Raw genomic sequence first — 21,541 nt, 5'->3', positions numbered from 1 at the left:
CCGGCAAAGGATGAAGATCTTGAGCGAGCTCGTGCTTCTCGCCGCCGGCGGCACCGGCGGCCACCTCTTCCCCGCCGAGGCGCTGGCGGGCGTGCTGACGGCGCGCGGCTTCACGGTCGACCTCGCCACCGACGCGCGCGCCGCGCGCTATGCCGGCCACTTCCCGGCGCGCGAGCTGCATGTCCTGCCGGCCGACACGGTGCGTGGGCGCTCCGCCGTCTCGCTGGCCCGCACCGGCATCGCCTTGGTCTCGGGCCTGGTCTCGGGCCTCGCTTTGATGCGCCGGCTGAAGCCCGCCTGCGTGGTGGGCTTCGGCGGCTACCCCACGGTGCCGCCGCTGCTGGCGGCCTCGATCAGCGGCCTCCCCACCGCGCTCCACGAGGCGAACGGCGTCATGGGTCGGGCGAACCGCATGCTGGCGCGCCGCGTCGGCGCCATCGCCACCGGCTTTCCGGGCCTGTGCCGCAACGATCCGGTCCTCGACGCCAAGGCGGTGTGGACCGGCAACCCGCTGCGCCCCGCAGCGGTCGCGGCCGCCGCGCTCGCCTATGACCCGCCCGCCCCCGGCGGTCCCCTGAAGCTCCTGGTGTTCGGCGGCAGCCAGGGCGCGCGCGTGATGTCCGACGTGGTGCCCGATGCCATCGGCCTGCTCGACGGCGCGCTGCGCGGACGGCTCCAGGTGGTCCAGCAGGCGCGCGAGGAGGATGCGGACCGGGTGCGGGCGGCCTATGCCGCGCTCGGCGTTTCGGCGGAGATCGCGACCTTCTTCGACGACCTGCCGGCGCGCATGGCGGCGGCCGATCTCGTCATTTCCCGCTCCGGCGCGGGCACGGTGGCGGAGCTGTCCGCCATCGGCCGGCCGGCGATCCTGGTGCCGCTGCCCCACGCGCTCGACCAGGACCAGGCCGCCAACGCGCGGGCGCTGGCGGACGTGGGCGGCGCCAAGGTGCTGAGGCAGGTGGAGTTCGATCCCGAGCGGCTGGCGCTGGAGATCCACACCTTTGCCGGCGAGCCGGACGCATTGACGCGGATGGCCGATAAGGCCAGAAGCCAAGGCGTGCTCGACGCCGCCGAGCGCCTGGGCGACCTGGTCCAGCACCTCGCCGGCGGCGGCACGGTGAAGACCTTCAAGGACAAGACCATCAAGGAACCGCACGCATGAAGCTGCCGTCCGGCCTCGGAGCCATCCATTTCGTCGGCATCGGCGGCATCGGCATGAGCGGCATCGCCGAGGTGCTCGCCAATCTCGGCTACACGGTGCAGGGCTCCGACGCCGCCGAGAGCGCCAACGTCAAGCGCCTGCGCGAGCACGGCATCACCGTCTTCATCGGCCACGACGCGGCCAATCTGGGCAACGCCGAGGTGGTGGTGGTCTCCTCCGCCATCAAGCGCGACAATCCCGAGCTCGCCGCCGGCCGCGCCAAGCGCCTGCCGGTGGTGCGCCGGGCCGAGATGCTGGCCGAGCTGATGCGGCTGAAGAGCTGCGTCTCCATCGCCGGCACCCACGGCAAGACCACCACCACCTCGCTGGTGGCGACCCTGCTCGACGCCGGCAATTTCGACCCCACCGTCATCAATGGCGGCATCATCAACGCCTACGGCACCAACGCCCATCTCGGCCAGGGCAAGTGGATGGTGGTGGAGGCGGACGAGAGCGACGGCACGTTCCTGAAGCTGCCCACCGAGGTCGCCATCGTCACCAATATCGACCCCGAGCACCTCGACCACTTCAAGACCTTCGACAAGGTGCAGGAGGCGTTCAAGGCGTTCGTGGAGAACGTGCCGTTCTACGGCTTCGCGGTGATGTGCATCGACCATCCGGTGGTGCAGGCGCTGGTGGGGCGGATCGAGGACCGGCGCGTCATCACCTATGGCGAGAACCCGCAGGCGGACGTGCGGCTCGTCGACGTGGACCTGAAGGGCGGCGTCACCAAGTTCGGCGTCGTGTTCCGCAACCGCGCCGGCAACGTGGTGCACGAGATCAAGGGCCTGCGCCTGCCCATGCCGGGCAAGCACAACGCCCTCAACGCCACCGCCGCCATCGCGGTGGCGCACGAGCTGAAGGTGCCGGACGACAGGATCGTCGAGGCGCTCTCGCGCTTCGGCGGCGTCAAGCGCCGCTTCACCCGCACCGGCGAATGGAACGGCGCCGCCATCTTCGACGATTACGGCCACCACCCGGTGGAGATCGCCGCGGTGCTGCGCGCCGCCCGCGCCGCCAGCGAGGGGCAGGTGATCGCGGTGGTGCAGCCGCACCGCTACACCCGGCTCGCCTCGCTGTTCGACGAATTCTGCACCTGCTTCAACGATGCCGACCACGTCATCGTCGCCCCGGTCTACGCCGCCGGCGAGGCGCCGGTGGCGGGCGCGGACCGCGACCATCTGGTGGCGGGGCTGGTGGCGCACGGCCACCGGAGCGTGACGCCGCTCGAAGGGCCGCAGGACCTCGCGGGCATCGTCGCGGGGCTGGCGAAGCCCGGCGACTATGTGATCTGCCTCGGCGCCGGCAGCATCACCCAATGGGCCTACGCGCTTCCAGGCGAGCTTCAGGCGCTGAAGCCGGCGGCGTGAGGCCAGGACACGAGGTGCTTGCCGCCCCATCCGGCGATCGTGATGCCATCGCCCTCCGGCTCGACCGGAGGACCCATGGATGCTCCGGTCGAGCCGGAGCATGACGGTACCTGAAGCCGGATGTGGCCCCCACGCCTTCGGAACGTCCCCAATAATCTGATTATGATACCTTCAATGTCCCGGAGGCGGTGCTTTAACACCACCGCGCGCCGCTTGCGCCGTGGCATAGGGATGCAGCGCCGGACAACCGCCCTAAAGATGGCGATATTCCTTGGTCCGCAGCCCTTTCGCCACCAAAAGACCGCGCCTTTCGGCTAGTTTCTGGTGACGTTGACGCATCGATTCGAGACACCCAGCATGGCCGAACCCGTCCCCGCCGCCTCCCCCGACGATTATGGCGCGAAATCCATCCAGGTTCTCAAGGGCTTGGATGCGGTGCGCAAGCGTCCGGGCATGTATATCGGCGACACGGACGACGGCTCGGGCCTGCACCACATGGTCTACGAGGTGGTGGACAACGCCATCGACGAGGCCCTGGCCGGCTGGGCGAAGGAGGTCACGGTCACGCTGGAGGCCGACGGCTCGGTGACCGTCACCGACGACGGGCGCGGCATCCCCACCGACCTGCACCCGGAGGAGGGCGTCTCCGCCGCCGAGGTCATCATGACCCAGCTGCATGCGGGCGGTAAGTTCAACCAGAACTCCTACAAGGTCTCCGGCGGCCTCCACGGCGTGGGCGTGTCGGTGGTGAACGCGCTGTCCACCACGCTGGACCTCACCATCTGGCGCGACGGCAAGGAGCACTTCATGCGCTTCCGCCACGGCGACGCGGAAGCCCCCCTGAAGGTGGTGGGCGAGGCGCCGGCCGGAAAGCGCGGCACCAAGGTGAACTTCCTGCCGAGCCCGCAGACCTTCACCAGGACCGAATTCGACTACGCGACGCTGGAGCACCGCCTGCGCGAGCTCGCGTTCCTGAACTCGGGCGTGCTGATCGTGCTCACCGACGCCCGCGGCCCGGAGCCGAAGCGCGAGGAGCTGCACTACGAGGGCGGCGTCGAGGCGTTCGTGAAGTATCTCGACCGCTCGAAGTCGGCGCTGATCCCGAAGCCGGTGGTGATCCGCGCCGAGAAGGACGGCATCACGGTGGAGGCCGCCCTCTCGTGGAACGACGGCTACCACGAGAACGTGCTGTGCTTCACCAACAACATCCCGCAGCGTGACCGCGGCACCCATTTCACCGGCTTCGCCGCGGCGCTGACCCGGCAGGTTCTGGGCTACGCCAACGCCTCCGGCATCTCCAAGAAGGAGAAGGTGGAGCCCACCGGAGAGGACTGCCGCGAGGGCCTCACGGCGGTCCTGTCCGTGAAGGTGCCCGACCCGAAATTCTCCTCCCAGACCAAGGACAAGCTGGTCTCCTCCGAGGTCCGCCCGGTGGTGGAGAGCCTCGTCGGCGAGGCGCTCGGCAACTGGTTCGAGGAGAACCCGGCCGAGGCCAGGAACGTGATCGGCAAGGTGGTGGAGGCCGCCGCCGCCCGCGAGGCCGCCCGCAAGGCGCGCGACCTCACCCGCCGCAAGAGCCCGCTCGACGTCGCCTCCCTGCCCGGCAAGCTCGCCGACTGCCAGGAGCGCGACCCGGCGAAGTCCGAGATCTTCATCGTCGAGGGCGACTCGGCCGGCGGCTCCGCCAAGCAGGGCCGCGACCGGGCCTTCCAAGCGGTGCTGCCCTTGCGCGGCAAGATCCTCAATGTCGAGCGCGCGCGCTTCGACAAGATGCTGTCGTCCGAGCAGATCGGCACGCTGATCACGGCGCTCGGCACCGGCATCGGCCGCGACGACTTCGACATCTCGAAGTTGCGCTACCACAAGATCATCATCATGACGGACGCCGACGTGGACGGCGCCCATATCCGCACCTTGCTGCTCACCTTCTTCTTCCGGCAGATGCCGGAGATCGTCGAGGCGGGGCATCTCTTCATCGCCCAGCCGCCGCTCTACAAGGTCGCCCGCGCCAAGTCGGAGACCTACCTCAAGGACGAGCGGGCGCTGGAGGACTATCTCATCACCGCCGGCCTCGACGAGGCCTCGCTCCACACCGCCGCCGGCGAGGTGCGCACCGGCGCCGACCTCGCCCAGGTGGTGGAGGTGTCGCGCCAGTTCCGCGGCGCGCTGAACGCGCTCCATCCGCGCTACAACAAGGCGGTGGCCGAGCAGGCCGCGCTCGCTGGCGCGCTGGAGGCGGAGGCGCTCGAAGGCCCGCGCGCGACGGCGGCGGTGGCCGAGGTGGCGCGCCGGCTCGATGCGCTGGCGGACGAGACCGAGCGCGGCTGGACCGGCACCGCCGACGAGGCCGGCTTCAGCTTCGCGCGCACGGTCCGCGGCGTGATGGAGGTGGCCCGTCTCGACGCCGCCTTCCTCGCCGCCCCCGACGCCCGGCGCCTCGCTTCGCTCGCCCGTGACCTCGACGGCGTGTTCGCCGGCGCGGCGACGCTCAAGCGCAAGAGCGACGAGCACGTATTGTTCGGCGCCGTCGACCTGTTCGACGCCGTCACCGACGCCGGCCGCAAGGGGCTCTCGCTCCAGCGCTACAAAGGCCTCGGCGAGATGAACCCGGACCAGCTCTGGGAAACCACGCTCGACAAGAACGCCCGCTCCCTGCTCCAGGTGAAGATCAAGGAGGTGGACGCGGCCGACGACCTGTTCAACCGCCTGATGGGCGACACGGTGGAGCCGCGCCGCGAGTTCATCCAGGAGAACGCGCTCAAGGCCAGCGTCGACGTGTGAGGCGGGGCGGGCATCGCGCCCGGCCACGACCAGCGGGTGAAGCCGTGACGGCGTCCGGCTGCGCCCGCAGCACCCGCCGCCCCGCTTGCACCGCAGCTGATCGGATAAAGCGTTCTCTTTCTTAAAGCCGGCGCGCGATCCGCTGCGCAAACGGATTCTCTTTGCTCCCGGCGCGCTCTATGGTGCGCTCGCGGGCAGGGAGCGGGCGGACCGGAGGGCGCCGATGGCGGCGGAGCTGCGGAGACCGGCCGCGCAGCGGCGGACCGGCGACAGATGACCTCGCGGCTCTACTGGCTTTCCACGGGCGCGGCGCTCGCCGCCGGGCTCGGCCTCATCCTCGCCGATCCCGCCCCCCTCGCCGATTTGCGCAACGGCCTGTTCGACCTCTACCAGCGCGCCGCGCCGCGGCCCTACGATCCCGAGGCGCCGGTGAGGGTGGTGGACATCGACGACGCCTCGCTGGCGCGCGAGGGCCAGTGGCCCTGGCCACGGGCGAAGCTCGCCGCGCTGGTGGAGCGCCTCGCCGAGAAGGGCGCGGCGGCGGTGGCGTTCGACATCGCCTTCTCCGAGCCGGACCGGCTCGATCCCGCCGCGCTCGCGGCGCAGCTTCCGGAACAGGTACGGGCAAGCGTCGCCGAGGCCCTCGCCGGCCAGGAGAGCAGCGACGCCTTGTTCGCCCGCGCCCTCGGCGCCATGCCTTCCGTGCTCGGCGCGGTGCTGACCGGCAGCGGCCCGCAGAGCGCGCTGCCGGCCAAATGGGGGCTGGCGGCGGCGGGCGACGACCCGCTCGCCTTCCTGCCGCGCTTTCCCGCCGTGGTGGCGCCTTTGCCGATGCTGGCGCAGGCGGCGGCGGGCATCGGCGTGCTGAACTGGCTGCCCGACCGCGACCAGGTGGTGCGCCGGGTGCCGCTGCTGCTGGGGCTCGGCCGGCAGGTGGTGCCGAGCCTGGCCGCCGAGGCGCTGCGGGTGGCGCAGGGCGCCTCCACCTATGTGGTCCTGTCCTCCAACGCCTCCGGCGAGCAGGCCTTCGGCACGTCCAGCGGCATCGTCGCGGTGAGGATCGGCGCCGTGGAGGCGCGCACCGATGCCCAGGGCGAGGTGCGCGTGCGCTTCTCGCCTTCCGATCCGCGCCGCTTCGTGCCGGCCCACGCGGTGCTCGACGGCTCGGCCGACCGCGCGGCGCTGGAAGGGCGGATCATCCTCGTCGGCACCAGCGCGGCGGGGCTGAAGGACACCCGGGCGACGCCGCTCGACGCGGCGGTGCCGGGCGTCGAGATCCAGGCCCAGCTGATCGAGCACCTCGTTTCCGGCGCGAGCCTCGTGCGGCCGGACTGGTCGCGCGGCGCCGAGCTGGTGCTGGCGGCGGCGCTCGGGCTGCTGCTGGCGCTGGCGCTGCCGAGGGTGCCGCCGCTGGTGGCCGGCCTCGGCGGGCTCGCGGTGCTGGCGGGGCTCTGCGCCGGCTCGTTCCTCGCCTTCACCCGGCTCGATCTGCTGATCGATCCCATGGCGCCGGGCGCCACCGCGCTCGCGGTCTATCTGGTGGGCGTGTTCGCGCTCTATCGCGAGGAGCAGCGCCAGAAGCGCTGGGTGCGCTCGGTGTTCGGCCGCTTCGTCTCGCCCAACGTGGTGTCGAAGCTCGCCGCGGATCCCTCGCGCCTGGTGCTCGGCGGCGAGACGCGCGAGATCACCATCCTGTTCTGCGACCTGCGCGACTTCACCACCTTGTCCGAGACCATGGACGCGCAGGCGCTGACGCGCTTCATGCACGCCTACCTGACCCCCATGACCGAGGTGGTGCTGGCCCATGGCGGCACCATCGACAAATATATCGGCGACGCCATCATGGCGTTCTGGAACGCGCCGCTGGACGATCCCCACCACGCCCGCAACGCCACGCTCTGCGCCCTCGCCATGAGCGCCCGTCTCGATGCGCTGAACGCCGAATGGCGCGCCCAGGCGGAGCGGGACGGGCGGCCCTACCATCCGGTGCGCTGCGGCATCGGGCTTGCCACCGGGCCGTGCTGCGTCGGCAATCTCGGTTCCGACCAGCGGCTCGAATATTCCTGCCTCGGCGACGACGTGAACCTCGCCTCCCGGATCGAGGGCGCCACCAAGGGCCTGCGCACCGACATCCTCGTCTCCCAGGCGACCCGGGACGCGGCGGCGGGCCTCGCCTTCCTGGAGGCGGACGAGCTGACGCTGAAGGGCAAGACCAAGGCGAGCCGGCTCCATCTGGTGGCGGGCGACGGAGCGGTCGCCGCCTCGGCCGGGTTCGAGAGCCTTGCCCGGCGCCATGGCGCCCTGGTGGCCGCGCTCGATCGCGGCGACGGCGCGCAGGCACGGCCCCTGGCCGAGGGGCTCCTGGAGGCGGGGCCGGAGCGGCTCGCGCGCTTCTACGGCCTGTGCCTTGAGCGCGCCGGGGCGGTCCAGACAGCTGAAGAGCGCTGACCGGGCCAGTGCGGCCATCGCAAGGCTAATCTTTCCTTAAGAAAATAAAAGCGCACGAATTATTATCCCGGCTAATGACCGTTATTCTTACCGCTTGTGTCCGCCTGCACGCGGCCTCACCATAGGTCCGGGTTCACTGGGAGGCTTGTCATGCGAGGATTGAAGATCGCCTTGGCGCTCGCCTTGGCGCTGAGTGTTTCCGCGTGTTTCGAGGGGGCGCAGGGGCCGGCAGGGCCGGCTGGCTCCGCGGGTCCCATCGGCGCGGCCGGCGCGGCGGGGCCCACCGGACCGGCTGGGCCTGCTGGACCGGCCGGCCCCACGGGTCCCGCAGGCCCCACCGGACCCGCCGGACCGGCAGGCCCCCAAGGGCCGGCGGGCATGCCGGGCGCCTCGGCCGCCGCCAGCATCATCCTGCGCGCCGCCGGCTGCCCGGCCGCCGGCTGCCGCGCCAGCTGCGAGACCGGCGAGAGCTTCCTCAGCGGCTATTGCGTCAACGACCAGCGCGGGCTCCAGCACATCGGCGTCATCTCCGCCCAGGAGGGCAAGACCGAGGTGGAGTGCCTGAACCCGGTCAAGCAGGTGGTCGCCGTCTGCCTGAAGCCGTGAGCGCGCGCCGCGCCGCCTGAGGGGCGGAGCGCGCCCGCACCGGAACCGCCCTTCCGGCCGGCCTCGGCCGGGAGGGCCTCACCCGCGCCGGCGCAGGATCTTGAGGCGCCCCAGAAGCTCCGCCACCGCCTCCGGCGGCAGATGCGCGATCTCGCGGGCGATGAGGTTGGCAAGCTCGGTGGCCTGGGGCGAGAGGCCCGCCGTGTCCACCGTCACCTTGGGATGGGACACCTCGGCGAGGCGCGCCAGATCCTCCGCCTCGTCCCAGATCACGTTGAAATAGGCGATCACGCGCTGCACCAGCGCCCAGGTGGGCCGGCCGCGCCGGCCGTTCTCCAGCGCCGAGAGATAGGTGGGGCTCACGCCGATGGCGTGCGCCATCTGCGTCAGCGTCACGCCCTTCTCGGCGCGCAGGTCGCGCACGCGGCGTCCGAACGGCGTCATGGCGCATCCTCCCGCGGGCAAGGGCCCGCGGGAGGATGGAAGCCGATTCGCGCCCGGCGGACAAAGGGGCCGGAAGCCCGCGGCGCGGGGCGGTCACCGGATGGCCGGCACGGACGCTCAGGCCCAGGAGCCGTCGTCGTCGCCGCCCCAGTCGCCGCCGTCGTCCTGGGCGAAGTCCTGGCCCTGATCCTGCCCCTGGTCCGCGTTCCAGAAATTCTCCTCGGCCGCGGGCTGGCCGCCGAGCGCGTTCTGGGCGTCGGAACCGAGATCGGTGCCGCCGGCGCCGGCGTCCGACTTCGGCAGCTCGGCCGCCGCAGCCTGCGCCACCGGGCCGCCGCCGCCCGCCATCATGTTCTTGATGCCGTCATAGAGCAGCGCGCCGCCGGCGACGCCCGCCGCCGTGGCGAGCGCGCCCTGCAGGAAGCCGCCGCCGCCGAAGCCGCCGCGCTGCGGCGCCGCCTGCTGGCCCCAGGGGCCGGGCGGCTGGCCCTGCTGCGCGTAGCCGGGCTGCTGGCCATAGCCGGGCGGCACACCCATGGGCTGCTGCCCATAGGACGGAGCGGAGGCGGCGCGTCCCCCGGCGGACGGCACCGACGGGCGGGTGCCGCCGAACAGTCCGCCCAGGAAGCCGCCGCTCGACTGCGGCGCGCGCTCCTCGGCGGCGCGGGCCTGCGCCTCCAGCTCCTGCACCCGGGCATAGGCCTGCTGGAGCGCATGCTCCTGGACCAGCACGGTCTGCGCGAGGGCATAGGGGGCGTGGGGTGCCTCGGCGAGGCGGCGGGCGATCAGCGCCTCCGCCTCCGCGTCGCGCGGCTGGTTCTCGATGCCGCGCATGCGGTCGAACAGGCCGTCGATCAGGGCACGTTCCTCGGGGGTCATTTCCGTCTCCGGTGAGGTTGACGCACCCCATATGAGGACGCCATCCGGGCGCAGGAAGGGCGGCCGGATGAATTTTTCGTAACGTTACGTAAGGTAGGCCGTGAAAACCCAAAACGGCCATCATGCTCCGACTTGATCGGAGCATCCATGTGTCACGTCCGGGACAGCGGGCAGCGTCCATGGGCCCTCCGATCAAGTCGGAGGGCGACGGCGGTGATAGGGCCACAGGGTGCGAGAGCCTACCGCGCGCGCTATGGCCGTCATGCTCCGGCTCGACCGGAGCATCCACGCACCCTCCCGGCGTTGGGCCCGGCCGCAGGATGGGCCTATTCCGCGGCGTCCGCGCCCGCCTTCTCCACCGACGGCGACGCGGCGACGCCGAAGCGGCGGGCCACATAGTCCTCCACCAGCTGCCGGAACTCGGCCTGGATGTTGGGGCCGCGCAGGGTCACCGCCTTCTTGCCGTCGATGAAGACCGGGGCGGACGGGGTCTCGCCGGTGCCGGGCAGCGAGATGCCGATGTCGGCGTGCTTGCTCTCGCCCGGCCCGTTGACGATGCAGCCCATGACCGCGACGTTCAGCGTCTCTACGCCGGGATAGCTCTGCTTCCACACCGGCATGCGCTCGCGGATCATGGTCTGCACGCTCTGCGCCAGCTCCTGGAACACGGTGGAGGTGGTGCGCCCGCAGCCGGGGCAGGCCGCCACCAGCGGCACGAAGGTGCGCAGGCCCATGGTCTGCAGGATCTCCTGCGCCACCTGGACCTCCAGCGTGCGGTCGCCGTTCGGCTCCGGGGTCAGCGAGACGCGGATGGTGTCGCCGATGCCCTGCTGGAGCACCACGCCCATGGCGGTGGAGGAGGCGACCACCCCCTTGGAGCCCATGCCGGCCTCGGTGAGGCCGAGATGGAGCGCATAGTCGGAGCGGCGCGACAGCTCGGAATAGACCGCGATCAGGTCCTGCACCGCCGACACCTTGGCGGACAGGATGATGCGATCGCGCGGCAGGCCGATCTCCTCGGCGAGCGCGGCCGAGACCAGCGCCGAGCGCACCAGCGCCTCGCGCGTCACCGCCCGCGCCTCGGCGGGCTTCGGCAGGCGGGCGTTCTCGTCCATCAGCGTGGTGAGCAGCTCCTGGTCGAGCGAGCCCCAGTTGGCGCCGATGCGCACCGGCTTGTCGTGGCGGATGGCGGTCTCGACGATGGCGGCGAACTGCCGGTCCTTCTTGTCGCCGAAGCCGACGTTTCCGGGATTGATGCGGTACTTGGCCAGCGCCTCGGCGCAGGCGGGATAATCGGCCAGAAGCTTGTGGCCGATATAATGGAAGTCGCCGACGAGGGGCACGTCGATGCCCATGCGCAGCAGCTTCTCCCTGATGTGCGGCACCGCGGCGGCGGCCTCGTCGCGGTCGACCGTGATGCGCACCAGCTCGGAACCGGCGCGGGCGAGCGCCGCCACCTGGCGCACCGTGGATTCCACGTCCGCGGTGTCGGTGTTGGTCATCGACTGGACCACCACCGGCGCGCCGCCCCCCACCATCACCTTGCCCACGGGAACGCCCACGGTCAGCCGCCGCGCGGCGGGGCCGGCCTGGAGCAGGTCGTCGGGAACCACGGGAGCGCTGTCGATGATGGCGGACGTCATGGGTCGAAGCCTCGGGCCGGTGCTCGGTCCGGCGCGCGCGGATGCGGCGGGCCGGCCCGTTCGAGGTAGGCGCGGGCCGGGCGGGCGTCAACTGCCACGCACCGACAGAGGCGGCCCGCTCGCGCGGCGGTTGAGCCATTCTGGCGCCACTTCGGCAAATCCGGGGCAACCGTTGCCAAACCCGGAAACCTTCGGTCACCAAATGGAGAAGCTTTGTCTCGGCAGCAACCTATTTCGGACGCAGCCGCCTGGAATCCTCCCCGCCGTGGGCGAAGAGATCCTGCGGTCGATGCGGCGGCCAGCCATGCAAGGGTGGGTGCGATGGAGTTTTGCCGGTCTTCAACGGAGGCATCGGAACCGCCGCCGTCCGCGCCCCGCCGACGGCGGCTGGCCGGCCTTCGGCGGCGGGCGCGGCACATGCCCTGGCGGGTGCTCACCGCCGCCGCCATCGTCGGCGCGGCGGCCTATGCGGCGAGCCAGATCCCGCTGCGCCAGCGGCTGCGGCTCCAGGCCCAGCTCACCGCCTTGTTCACCCAGGCGCCGGTGCTGCTGGTGGGCGACAGCATCACCTACCAGGCGGGTCCCGCCCAGCTATGCGGGGCCGAGGTGTTCAACGCCGCGGTGCCGGGAGACCGGATCGCCGACCTCGTGGCCGACGCGCCGGACTATGCCCGCCAGCTCGCCGCCACCCGGGTGGTGATCGCCGTGGGCGTGAACGACGCCTGGCCGAACCACCGCGACCTCGACGGCTGGATCGCCGACTATCGCCGCCTCATCGCCCATTATGCCGGACGCGAGATGGTTTTGGTGGAGATCAACCCGCCCGACATGGCCATGCCGCTGTTCGTGCAGCGGCTCGATTTCGGCTTCATCGCCGGCGCCAACGCCGCGATCCGGAAGATCGCCGCCGAGACCGGCGCGCGGCTGGTGCCGGCTCCGGTCCGGGTCAAGACCCTCGACGGGCTGCATCCCACGCCCGCCGACGCCGACCTGTGGCGCGCGCGCCTGTCGCTGGCGGCGTGCGCCTGATCGTTGGCCGCCTTTCCGAAGGCAGGTACCGGCGCCTCACTCCGGCGCGCCGGCCTCGCCGCGGCAGCGGGCGCACAGGCCGGCGATCTCCAGCACCCGCTGGCGCGGGGTGAAGCCGGAGGCACGCGCCGCCCAGGCAAGGTCGCGGCCCACCGCGTGGGAAGCCACCTCCTTGGTCAGCCCGCAGCGCTCGCAGATGAGGAACACCACCACCTCGTCCGCCCCGTCCTTGGCCTCATGGGCGTGGGCGCAGGCCAGGAAGGCGTTGCGGCTTTCGATGCGGTGGGCGAGGCGCTCGGCCACCAGGAAGTCGAGCACCCGGTAGACCGACATGGGCGGCACGCTCTCGCCTTCTCGCGCCAGGCGCTCGACGATCTCATAGGCGCCGAGCGGCACATGGCTTTCCGCCAGGATGCGCATGACGTTTCGCCGCAGGGGCGTGAGACGCAGGCCCTTGTGGGCGCAGCACGCCTCCATGCGGGCCACGGCGCCCGCCACGCACGACGCGTGGTCGTGATCCTCGTGCGAAACCGGAATGGTGCTCACGGACATGCCGCAAATATAGGCGAACATGCGCGGCGCGCCAAAGGGCAATCCCCGCCTTGCGCTTGGAGCGCGGCCATGGGCATGCTCGGCACCGCCGGGGCTCGCGCCGCGTGACAGCAGCGTCACACCGCTCCGGTAAATGGATCAGCCGCGCCCGGCCGGACCACGCCGCGCCATTCTGAGGGAAAAGCCATGCTGAAGGGAAAGGTCGCCGTCGTCACGGGGTCCACCAGCGGGATCGGGCTCGCCTACGCGCGCGCCTTCGCCAAGGAAGGCGCGAACATCGTCATCAACGGCCTCGGTGACGCCGCCGCCATCGAGAAGGAGCGCGCCGCGATCGAGAGCGACTTCGGCGTGAAGTGCGCCTACTCGCCCGCCAACATGCTCAAGCCCGACGAGATCGAGGGCATGGTGAGGCTCGCCGAGACCACCTTCGGCTCGTGCGACATCCTGGTGAACAACGCCGGCATCCAGCACGTGGCGCCGATCGAGGAATTCCCGGTCGACACCTGGAACATGATCATCGCCATCAACCTGTCGGCGGCCTTCTTCGCCATGCGCGCGGCCATCCCCGGCATGAAGGCGCGGAAGTGGGGGCGCATCATCAACACCGCCTCCGCCCACGCGCTCGTCGCCTCGCCCTTCAAGTCGGCCTACGTCTCGGCCAAGCACGGCATCGCCGGGCTCACCAAGACCGCCGCGCTCGAGACCGCCACCTTCGGCATCACCTGCAACGCCATCTGCCCCGGCTATGTGTGGACCCCGCTGGTGGAGAAGCAGATTCCCGACACCGCCAAGGCGCGCGGCATCTCCGAGGAGGAGGTGAAGAAGAACGTCATGCTGGCGGCCCAGCCCACCAAGGAGTTCGTGACCGTGGAGGAGGTGGCCGCGCTCGCCGTGTTCCTGTGCTCGGAGAACGCCCGCTCGATCACCGGCTCCATGCAGCAGATCGACGGCGGCTGGGTGGCGGAATAGGCCCCGGGACGGGACTCCGGACCGGCGCATGAGCCGCACCGGCACCCGGCGCATCTCCCTCGCGCTCCAGGGCGGGGGCGCCCACGGCGCCTTCACCTGGGGCGTGCTGGACCGCCTGCTCCAGGAGGAGAGCCTCTCCGTCTCCGGCATCTCCGGCACCAGCGCCGGGGCGATGAACGCGGTGGTCCTGGCCTCGGGCCTCGCCAAGGGCGAGCCTGGAGCAGAGCCGGAGGAGGCGCGCCGCGCGCTTGCCCAGTTCTGGCGCGACGTCTCGCGCGACGGGCGCATGTCGCCGCTCCAGCGCACCGCCTTCGACCGGCTGCTGGGCAACTGGTCGCTGGCGCGCAACCCGGCCTATCTCGCCTTCGAGGTGGCCTCGCGCTTCTTCTCGCCCTACGACCTCAACCCGCTGAACATCAACCCGCTGCGCGAGATCCTGGAGGCGCACGTGGACTTCGAGGCGATCCGCGCCTCGCAGGTGGCGGTGTTCATCTCCGCCACCAACGTGCACACCGGCCGCGCCCGCATCTTCGACCATAGGGAGATGACCGCCGACGCGGTGATGGCCTCCGCCTGCCTGCCGTTCCTGTTCCAGGCGGTGGAGATCGACGGCGTGCCCTATTGGGACGGCGGCTACATGGGCAACCCGCCGCTGGTACCGCTGTACGAGAAGGCGGAGGCGGACGACATCATCCTGGTGCAGATCAACCCGGTGGCGCGCGAGACCACGCCGCGCACCGCCGCCGAGATCCAGAACCGCATCAACGAGATCACCTTCAACGCCTCGCTGCTGGCGCAGCTGCGCTTCATCGACCAGGCCGCGAAGCTGATCGACCAGGGCTTCATCAGCCGCCTGACGCACGGCGGGTCGAGCTTCCGCCGGGTGCGGCTGCACCGCATCGGCGGCGCCGACCAGCTGGCGAAGCTCGACGCCACCTCCAAGCTCAATGCGGAATGGACCTTCCTCCAGCACCTGCGCGACCTCGGCCGGGCGGCGGCGGAGGAGTTCCTGGAGACGCACGGCGACGACATCGGCCGGCGCTCGACGCTCGACCTGCGGCTGGAGTTCGCGGACTGAGGCGGCCGCGGGGCGGCTCGACGTCTCAGCCGAGCTCGAACGTGGTGATGCCGAAGATGCGCTCGAGCGGAAGATCGGGCGCCGCGCCGCGATACATGCGGGCGGTCTCGAACACCGGGGCAAGGCCCAGCGCGGCGGCGATCTGCGCGCCGGCCCGGTTCGGCTCCGGCACGTCGAGAAAGAGCGGGCCTTCGCCCGCCGCCCGCGCCAGGGCGAAGGCGAGCGCGCGGGCACCCTCGGCATCGTCGCAGAACAGCGGGCCGATCTTGGCGCCCTCGCGGCACCGGCGCACCACGCCATAGCCCCGCACCCGCCCATCCGCCACCAGAGCGAGCGCATGGCCGGCGGGAGAACCGAGCCAAGCCTCAAGGAAGGCCGGCCGGGCAAAGCCGAAGCAGGCGAGATCGCAGGCGGCCACCGCCGCGCGCAGCTCCGGGCCGATGGGACGGATGCCGTCCCCGGACGTCGCCGCTGCCGGCCCCGCCCCCTCGCGCCGGGCCATGCCGCCATGGCGCACGTTGCGGTGGGCGAGGACGAAGCCCGAGCGGGCATAGTTCGCCTGCTGCGCCACCACGCCGTCGAGCCCGATCACCCGGCCCTCCAGCCGCGCCATGGCCTCGGTCCACAAGGCGAGGCCGTGCCCGCGCCCGCGCAGGTCCGGCCGGCAGATGTAGAAGCCGGCGAAGGCGAAGCCGCCATCGTAGCGCACCGCCGAGATGGTCGCGGCGAGGCTGCCGTCCGGCGCGAACAGGCCGAGGAAGCCGCCCGGGTCCTGGGCGAGGAAGGCGCCGGCATCGGCAAGGCCCGGGTTCCAGCCCTCGCGCGCAGCCCAGTCGAGGGCGATGGCCGCCTCGGACGGCGCGAGCACGCGCACCGCGGCGCAGCCGCCGCCGCTCATCCTTGCCCGCGCTCCCTGCGCCGGGCGGGACCCAGCTTCTGCGGACGGGCCTCCTCGAACGAGCGCGGCAGGACCACCACACGGTCGCGGCCGCCGCCCTTGGCGGCGTAGAGCGCCCGGTCCGCGCGCTCGATCAGGGTCGCCACCGAGCGGTCGTCCGCGAGGCGGAAGGTGCCGCCGATGGAGGCCTGGACCGGCAGCGCGTGGCCGTTCACCTCCACGGGCACGCAGCGGATGGTGGTCAGAAGCTTCTGCGCCACCTGCTCGGCGCCCACGGCGTCGGTGCACGGCAAGAGGATGGCGAACTCCTCGCCGCCGACGCGCGCCGCCAAGTCGCCCGCCCGGAGCGCGTTGGCGCAGCGCTGGGCCACCTCCGACAGCACCTTGTCTCCCGCCGCATGGCCGAAGCGGTCGTTGATGGACTTGAAGTGGTCGATGTCGAGCATGAGGATCGACAATTGCGTGGCCGCGGCGAGCGCCGCCGTGAAGGCGCGCTCGGCCTCCTCGAAGAAGCGCCGGCGGTTGTGGAGGCCCGTGAGCTCGTCGGTGCCCGCCAGATGCCGCAGCTCCTCCTCCAGGCGCCGGCGCTCGGTGACATCCCAGAACACGACGATGTAGGTCGAGCCGATGAAGCGGAAGCGGAACTGGACCGTGCGCTGGTTGCCGTCACGGCAGAGAACGTCCCACTCCGCCCGCTGCACCTCGCCCGGCGCGGCGCGCACCATCTCGCACCGCTCGCGCCATTCGCGGATCGCGCGGGCGCGGGCGGCATCGTCCGGAAAGCCGCGCTCCCACCAGTCGTCGTGGTGCGGCACGTGGCCGTCATAGGCATAGCCGAACAGCTCGTCGGACAGGCTGTTGCAGAACAGCTCGCGGAAATTGCCGTCATAGATCTCGACGCCCACCGGCAGGGAGCGGACGATCTCCTCCAGCATCACCCCGAAATTCTCGATCCCCGCCTCGGTGCGCTTGTGGGTCGCGGCATCGGCCGCGAGCGCGCGCAGGGTGAGGACGCACAGATCCTGCTCCGGGATGCGCGCCGGCTTGAAGCCGAGCGTGGCGAGGCCGCCCGGCGTGCGGCAATAGAGCATCAGCTCGCCGACATCCTCGATCTCGCCGCAGACCAGCGGCTTCAGGCGCCCGGCGGCATAGGCGCCGAGGAAATCCGAAAGCTCGCCGTCCAGGCTCACGCTCCCGAGCAGGCTGCGCGCCCGTGCGTTGCCGCGCACGACCCGGCTGTCCCGGGCGTCCACCACCAGGAGTGGCGCCTGCACCAGATCGACCCAGGCCAGGCTGTCAGCAGTCATGCACGCAGAGCCACGAAAACCCAGATAGGTGCCGCCTCGGCCAACAGTGGCACGGACGGGGCGCGAATACGTGCGACACTTTGCCGCTTTCGTGATCCGACTGCTGGTCTGTCCGCATCAAGAACCCGCCGAAGCCCGCCAATTCCGAAGGAACGGCATCCTGCGCCTTCTCGACGCGGCCACAGACCCCCTCCGTTCCCGCCATGGCAACAGGCTCAACCGCGGATCGTCAAGGGCAATCGTCTAAACCGTGGCGACCTGCTCAAGAAAGCCGGCCAGATCCTCGGTCACGTGGTCCACATAGGCCGCCTCGCGGCCTTCGAACTCCCAGCTCTCGCGGGCCTCGATCCGCTCGCCCGGCGGCACCACCAGGACGGTCGCCATGCCCAGGCGGTGCGGCACCTCCAGGTTGCGGGCGAGGTCCTCGAACATGGCGGCGCGCGGCGCCTCGACGCCATGGGCCCTGAGGAAGCGCAGATAGGCCTCCTCGGTGGGCTTGGGGTGGAACTCGGCGGCGACGATGTCGTGCACGGCCGCGAAGTGGCCGCCCATGCCGAGCTTCTCCAGCACGTTGCGGGCGTGGCGCTCGGAGCCGTTGGTGTAGACCAGCTTGCGGCCCGGCAGCGCCTCGATGGCGGCGGCGAGGCGCGGCGAGGGGTCGAGGCCGGCGAGGTCCACGTCGTGCACGTGGGCGAGGAAGGCGGCGGTGTCGATGCCGTGCTCCAGCATCAGGCCGCGCAGCGAGGTGCCGTAGCGGCGGTAATAGTCCTTCTGGAGCACGAAGGCCTCCTCGGGCGTGATGCCGAGCAGGTCGGTGATATAGGCCTTCATGCGGGCGTCGATCTGCCCCCACAGATCGTGGCGCGCGGGATAGAGGGTGTTGTCGAGGTCGAACACCCAGGTCTCCACGTCGCGGAAATCGGCACGGGCGTCGACGGCGCTTCGCGGGTCGGCGGTCATGGGGGTGTCTCGCAGGGTTTGGTGCCCGGGTGTCGCTCAGAACGGTCCGCGCGAATAGAGCTCGTCGAGCAGATGCTGAAGCGAGGCGATGCGGGCGCGATAGGCGCCGGTGAGGCAGGCGACGTTGCCGCCGCAGGCGACGCGCGTCGAGAGCCAGGCGCGCTGGGACTCGCGCAGGTCGGCGCGGGCGCCCATGCCCGAGGTCTTGGTGAGCACCTCGTACATCATCGACAGCTTCACATCGAGCTGGGCGAGGCCGCAGTCGGCGCAGATGGCGCGCTCGTCGGGCGCGGTGTCGGTGGCGCAGCTGAAGCTCTGGGCCACGGCCGGCGCCGGGCCGGCGAGGACCACCGACAGCGCGAGCACGGCGAACGGAAGGCGGGCGGAAGGGGTCATCGCGAAGGCCTCATGAGGCTGGAGCGGTAGCGGGCAAAGCCGTCGGCGCGCAAGCGGCAGGCCGGGCAGGCGCCGCAGCCGTAGCCCCAGTCCCACCGGCGTCCGCGCTCGCCCAGATAGCAGGTGTGGGTCTCCTCGACGACGAGATCCACCAGCGCCGGCCCGCCGAGGCGCCCGGCGAGCGCCCAGGTCTCGGCCTTGTCGATGAACATCAGCGGCGTGTGCAGCACGAAGCGCCGCTCCATGCCGAGATTGAGCGCCACCTGCAGCGCCTTGATGGTGTCGTCGCGGCAATCCGGATAGCCCGAGAAGTCGGTCTCGCACATGCCGCCGACGATGTGGCGCAGCCCGCGCCGGTAGGCGAGCGCCGCGGCGAAGGTGAGGAACACGATGTTGCGGCCCGGCACGAAGGTGTTGGGCAGGCCGCCGTCCTCCATCTCGATGGCGACGGCGCGGGTGAGCGCGGTCTCCGAGAGCGCCCCGAGCACGGAGAGGTCGAGCACGTGGTCGGCGCCGAGCCGCCCCGCCCAATCGCCATTCAGTCCGGCGAGCGCGTCGCGCAGCACCGGGCGCCGGTCCAGCTCGACGCGATGGCGCTGGCCGTAGTCGAAGCCGAGGGTCTCGACCTTGGCGAAGCGCTCCAGCGCAAAGGCGAGGCAGGTGGTGGAATCCTGCCCGCCCGAGAACAGGACCAGCGCGCCTTCCTCGGCGATCCCCGCTGCGCGCATGACGTGCCTATTCTCCCGGGGCCTTGGCCTCGATGGCGATGGCGTGCAGCCCCCTGGCGATCTCGCCCTCGAGCAGCGCGTTCACCATGCGGTGGCGCTCGATGCGGCTCTTGCCGGAGAAGCCCGGCGCCACGACCCGCACGCGGATATGGGTGATGCCGCCGTCGTCGCGGCCGGCCGGGCCGCGCTCCAGGTGGCGCACGCCGGCATGGCCGGCATGCTTGTGGCTCTCGTCCACGAGGTCGAGGGCGAGCGGGCTCAGGCCCGCTTCCAGGGTCCGGCGGATGGAGGAAAGATGGACGTCGCTCATGATCGAACCAATCCGTGAATGAACGCTGCCGGCGGCAATGGCCCGCGACGATGGCGCGGTCGCCGTTGGCATACTATATGTGCCTTGCGCCCGCGCTGCCATCCATGCGCGGCGTCCGGGCCGCCCGGCGGCCTCGGACCCTTCCCCTCTCCTTTCTTGCGGTGCCGAAAGGCGGCCCGCATAATCGCCCGGCCATGAAGCTCGACTCCCCGCTCTTCGACCGCATCCGCGTCAAGCCCGGCGACGACCGGACGCGCCGCGCGCACACCGCGTGCTGCGAATGGGCGGGCTGCACCCAGGCGGGGACCCATCGCGCGCCCAAGGGCCGGCACCAGGAAGGCCAGTACTGGCGCTTCTGCCTCGACCACGTGCGCGAGTACAACCAGTCCTACAATTATTTCGCCGGCATGACCGACGACGCGGTCTACGCCTACCAGAAGGACGCGCTCACCGGTCATCGCCCGACCTGGAAGATGGGCGCCAAGGCGGGCGCGCCCGGCAGCGCCCACGGCGCCGCCGCGGCCGGCTTCCGCGCCGCCGGCTACGGCGATCCGTTCGGCTTCGGCGCCGAGTTCGGCGAGAACGTCGATGTCGCGCGCCCGGAGGCCGAGGGCCGCGTCATCCGCACCGCCGAGCGGCGGGCGCTGGAGGTGATGGGCCTCGAGATGTCCGCCGGGGCGGACGAGATCAAGGCCCGCTTCAAGACCCTGGTGAAGCTCCACCACCCGGACGCCAACGGCGGCGACCGCTCGGCCGAGGACCGGCTGAGGAACGTGATCCAGGCCTATAACAGCCTCAAGCAGGCGGGATTTTGCTGACCGGTCCTCAGGACCGGCCGCACCGGACGGCCGCGGCGCGCCCCAGGGGGCGCCATGGCGCAACAAGAGCAGCAGGCGGCGCGCGGCGCGCGCCCACGGAGGTTTCATGAGTGCCACCGCGACCCAAGCGCCCACCCCGGACATGAAGGTGTCGGTGCGCCAGACCTTCGGCATCGACATCGACATGGAGGTGCCGGCCTTCTCCGAGCCGGACGAGCACGTGCCCGAGCTCGACGCGGACTATCTGTTCGACCGCACCACCACCCTCGCCATCCTCGCCGGCTTCGCCCACAACCGCCGGGTGATGGTCACCGGCTATCACGGCACCGGCAAGTCCTCGCACATCGAGCAGGTGGCGGCGCGCCTCAACTGGCCGTGCGTGCGCATCAACCTCGACAGCCACATCTCGCGCATCGACCTGATCGGCAAGGACGCCATCGTCGTCAAGGACGGCATGCAGGTGACGGAGTTCCGCGACGGCATCCTGCCCTGGGCCTACCAGAACAACGTCGCCTTGGTGTTCGACGAGTACGACGCCGGCCGCCCGGACGTGATGTTCGTGATCCAGCGCGTGCTGGAGAGCTCGGGGCGCCTGACCCTGCTCGACCAGAGCCGGGTGATCCGCCCCCACCCCGCCTTCCGCCTGTTCGCCACCGCCAACACCATCGGGCTCGGCGACACCACCGGGCTCTATCACGGCACCCAGCAGATCAACCAGGCGCAGATGGACCGCTGGTCCATCGTCACCACGCTGAACTATCTCGCCCACGACAAGGAAGTGGACATCATCCTCGCCAAGGCGAAGCACCTGCGCACGCCGGAGGGCCGCGACACCGCCAACCGCATGGTGCGGCTCGCCGACCTGACGCGCTCGGCGTTCATCAACGGCGACCTCTCCACCGTGATGAGCCCGCGCACCGTCATCACCTGGGCCGAGAACGCGGAGATCTTCCGCGACATCGCCTTCGCGCTCAGGGTGACGTTCCTCAACAAGTGCGACGAGCTGGAGCGGCCGCTGGTGGCCGAGTTCTACCAGCGCTGCTTCGGGCAGGAACTGCCCGAAAGCACGGTGAACGTCGCCCTCTCCTGATCCCGACGCGCCCGGCCGAGAGCCGGGCCGTCCG

20 protein-coding genes are annotated in these 21,541 nt (G+C 71.2%); 10 read left to right on the top strand and 10 right to left on the bottom strand.

Annotation, left to right across the window (positions count from 1 at the left end):
* Positions 1 to 10 precede the first annotated feature (10 nt).
* The 5 genes from murG to V5F67_RS02530 all read left to right on the top strand — a co-directional run bounded on the left by murG (position 11) and on the right by V5F67_RS02530 (position 8,406).
* The gene (murG, locus tag V5F67_RS02550; RefSeq protein ID WP_394021400.1) at positions 11 to 1,162 is read left to right on the top strand and encodes an undecaprenyldiphospho-muramoylpentapeptide beta-N-acetylglucosaminyltransferase; all 1,152 of its coding nucleotides are present in this window, start codon (positions 11 to 13) and stop codon (positions 1,160 to 1,162) included.
* Positions 1,159 to 2,571, top strand: coding sequence for a UDP-N-acetylmuramate--L-alanine ligase (gene murC, locus V5F67_RS02545; protein ID WP_394021401.1), 1,413 nt, complete (start codon positions 1,159 to 1,161; stop codon positions 2,569 to 2,571). Before murG ends, murC begins: the two co-directional genes overlap by 4 nt.
* A gap of 357 nt (positions 2,572 to 2,928) precedes the next feature.
* Complete coding sequence (gyrB, locus tag V5F67_RS02540; protein ID WP_394021402.1) at positions 2,929 to 5,352, top strand: DNA topoisomerase (ATP-hydrolyzing) subunit B; 2,424 nt, start codon at positions 2,929 to 2,931, stop codon at positions 5,350 to 5,352.
* 273 nt (positions 5,353 to 5,625) lie between these two features.
* Entirely contained in the window at positions 5,626 to 7,800 is a 2,175-nt protein-coding gene (locus V5F67_RS02535; RefSeq protein ID WP_394021403.1) for a CHASE2 domain-containing protein, read from the top strand.
* Between the two features lie 378 nt (positions 7,801 to 8,178).
* Positions 8,179 to 8,406 (top strand): hypothetical protein, encoded by a 228-nt coding sequence (locus tag V5F67_RS02530; protein WP_394021404.1) that lies wholly within the window; start codon positions 8,179 to 8,181, stop codon positions 8,404 to 8,406.
* 78 nt (positions 8,407 to 8,484) lie between these two features.
* On the opposite strand, the gene V5F67_RS02525 is transcribed toward V5F67_RS02530, so the two are convergent.
* The 3 genes from V5F67_RS02525 to ispG form a co-directional block, all read right to left on the bottom strand.
* The gene (locus V5F67_RS02525; RefSeq protein WP_394021405.1) at positions 8,485 to 8,850 is read right to left on the bottom strand and encodes a helix-turn-helix domain-containing protein; all 366 of its coding nucleotides are present in this window, start codon (positions 8,848 to 8,850) and stop codon (positions 8,485 to 8,487) included.
* Between the two features lie 117 nt (positions 8,851 to 8,967).
* Positions 8,968 to 9,729, bottom strand: a complete 762-nt coding sequence (locus V5F67_RS02520; RefSeq protein ID WP_394021406.1) for a DUF2076 domain-containing protein — start codon at positions 9,727 to 9,729, stop codon at positions 8,968 to 8,970.
* A gap of 326 nt (positions 9,730 to 10,055) precedes the next feature.
* Positions 10,056 to 11,372, bottom strand: a complete 1,317-nt coding sequence (gene ispG, locus V5F67_RS02515; protein WP_394021407.1) for a flavodoxin-dependent (E)-4-hydroxy-3-methylbut-2-enyl-diphosphate synthase — start codon at positions 11,370 to 11,372, stop codon at positions 10,056 to 10,058.
* 417 nt (positions 11,373 to 11,789) lie between these two features.
* Between ispG and V5F67_RS02510 the strand changes: the two genes are divergently transcribed.
* Entirely contained in the window at positions 11,790 to 12,401 is a 612-nt protein-coding gene (locus V5F67_RS02510) for an SGNH/GDSL hydrolase family protein (protein WP_394021408.1), read from the top strand.
* Between the two features lie 36 nt (positions 12,402 to 12,437).
* Here the strand turns inward: V5F67_RS02510 and V5F67_RS02505 are convergent, their stop codons facing one another.
* Positions 12,438 to 12,974 carry a Fur family transcriptional regulator gene (locus V5F67_RS02505; protein ID WP_394021409.1) on the bottom strand — a complete coding sequence of 179 codons (537 nt, stop codon included), beginning with the start codon at positions 12,972 to 12,974 and terminating at the stop codon, positions 12,438 to 12,440.
* Between the two features lie 165 nt (positions 12,975 to 13,139).
* Here V5F67_RS02505 and V5F67_RS02500 point away from each other — a divergent pair, with 165 nt between their 5' ends.
* Together V5F67_RS02500 and V5F67_RS02495 are read left to right on the top strand one after the other, a co-directional pair.
* Positions 13,140 to 13,922: a 3-hydroxybutyrate dehydrogenase gene (locus V5F67_RS02500; protein ID WP_394021410.1), complete on the top strand. Its 783-nt coding sequence runs from the start codon at positions 13,140 to 13,142 to the stop codon at positions 13,920 to 13,922.
* A 28-nt stretch (positions 13,923 to 13,950) separates the two neighbouring features.
* Entirely contained in the window at positions 13,951 to 15,000 is a 1,050-nt protein-coding gene (locus tag V5F67_RS02495) for a patatin-like phospholipase family protein (RefSeq protein WP_394021411.1), read from the top strand.
* 25 nt (positions 15,001 to 15,025) lie between these two features.
* Here V5F67_RS02495 and V5F67_RS02490 read toward each other — a convergent pair whose 3' ends face one another.
* The 6 genes from V5F67_RS02490 to V5F67_RS02465 form a co-directional block, all read right to left on the bottom strand.
* A complete protein-coding gene (locus tag V5F67_RS02490; protein ID WP_394021413.1) occupies positions 15,026 to 15,898 on the bottom strand; it encodes a GNAT family N-acetyltransferase in 873 nt (290 codons plus the stop codon).
* A complete protein-coding gene (locus V5F67_RS02485) occupies positions 15,895 to 17,205 on the bottom strand; it encodes a GGDEF domain-containing protein (protein WP_394021414.1) in 1,311 nt (436 codons plus the stop codon). Before V5F67_RS02485 ends, V5F67_RS02490 begins: the two co-directional genes overlap by 4 nt.
* A gap of 243 nt (positions 17,206 to 17,448) precedes the next feature.
* The gene (locus V5F67_RS02480) at positions 17,449 to 18,165 is read right to left on the bottom strand and encodes a pyrimidine 5'-nucleotidase (protein WP_394021415.1); all 717 of its coding nucleotides are present in this window, start codon (positions 18,163 to 18,165) and stop codon (positions 17,449 to 17,451) included.
* A gap of 36 nt (positions 18,166 to 18,201) precedes the next feature.
* Positions 18,202 to 18,561, bottom strand: a complete 360-nt coding sequence (locus V5F67_RS02475; protein ID WP_394021416.1) for a lysozyme inhibitor LprI family protein — start codon at positions 18,559 to 18,561, stop codon at positions 18,202 to 18,204.
* Positions 18,558 to 19,289 carry a 7-cyano-7-deazaguanine synthase QueC gene (gene queC / locus V5F67_RS02470; RefSeq protein ID WP_394021417.1) on the bottom strand — a complete coding sequence of 244 codons (732 nt, stop codon included), beginning with the start codon at positions 19,287 to 19,289 and terminating at the stop codon, positions 18,558 to 18,560. Before queC ends, V5F67_RS02475 begins: the two co-directional genes overlap by 4 nt.
* A gap of 7 nt (positions 19,290 to 19,296) precedes the next feature.
* Positions 19,297 to 19,599: a BolA family protein gene (locus tag V5F67_RS02465; RefSeq protein ID WP_394021418.1), complete on the bottom strand. Its 303-nt coding sequence runs from the start codon at positions 19,597 to 19,599 to the stop codon at positions 19,297 to 19,299.
* A 194-nt stretch (positions 19,600 to 19,793) separates the two neighbouring features.
* On the opposite strand from V5F67_RS02465, the gene V5F67_RS02460 reads away from it, so the two are divergent.
* Positions 19,794 to 20,417 (top strand): J domain-containing protein, encoded by a 624-nt coding sequence (locus tag V5F67_RS02460; protein WP_394021419.1) that lies wholly within the window; start codon positions 19,794 to 19,796, stop codon positions 20,415 to 20,417.
* Positions 20,418 to 20,523: 106 nt separating this feature from the next.
* Positions 20,524 to 21,507 carry a cobaltochelatase subunit CobS gene (cobS, locus tag V5F67_RS02455; RefSeq protein ID WP_394021420.1) on the top strand — a complete coding sequence of 328 codons (984 nt, stop codon included), beginning with the start codon at positions 20,524 to 20,526 and terminating at the stop codon, positions 21,505 to 21,507.
* Positions 21,508 to 21,541 lie beyond the last annotated feature (34 nt).

It is taken from the genome of Xanthobacter pseudotagetidis, from assembly GCF_043194795.2.
Taxonomy (GTDB): Bacteria; Pseudomonadota; Alphaproteobacteria; order Rhizobiales; family Xanthobacteraceae; genus Xanthobacter; species Xanthobacter tagetidis_A.
Note: the sequence above shows the minus strand (reverse complement) of the source record. Positions and strands in the feature narration are given on the sequence as shown.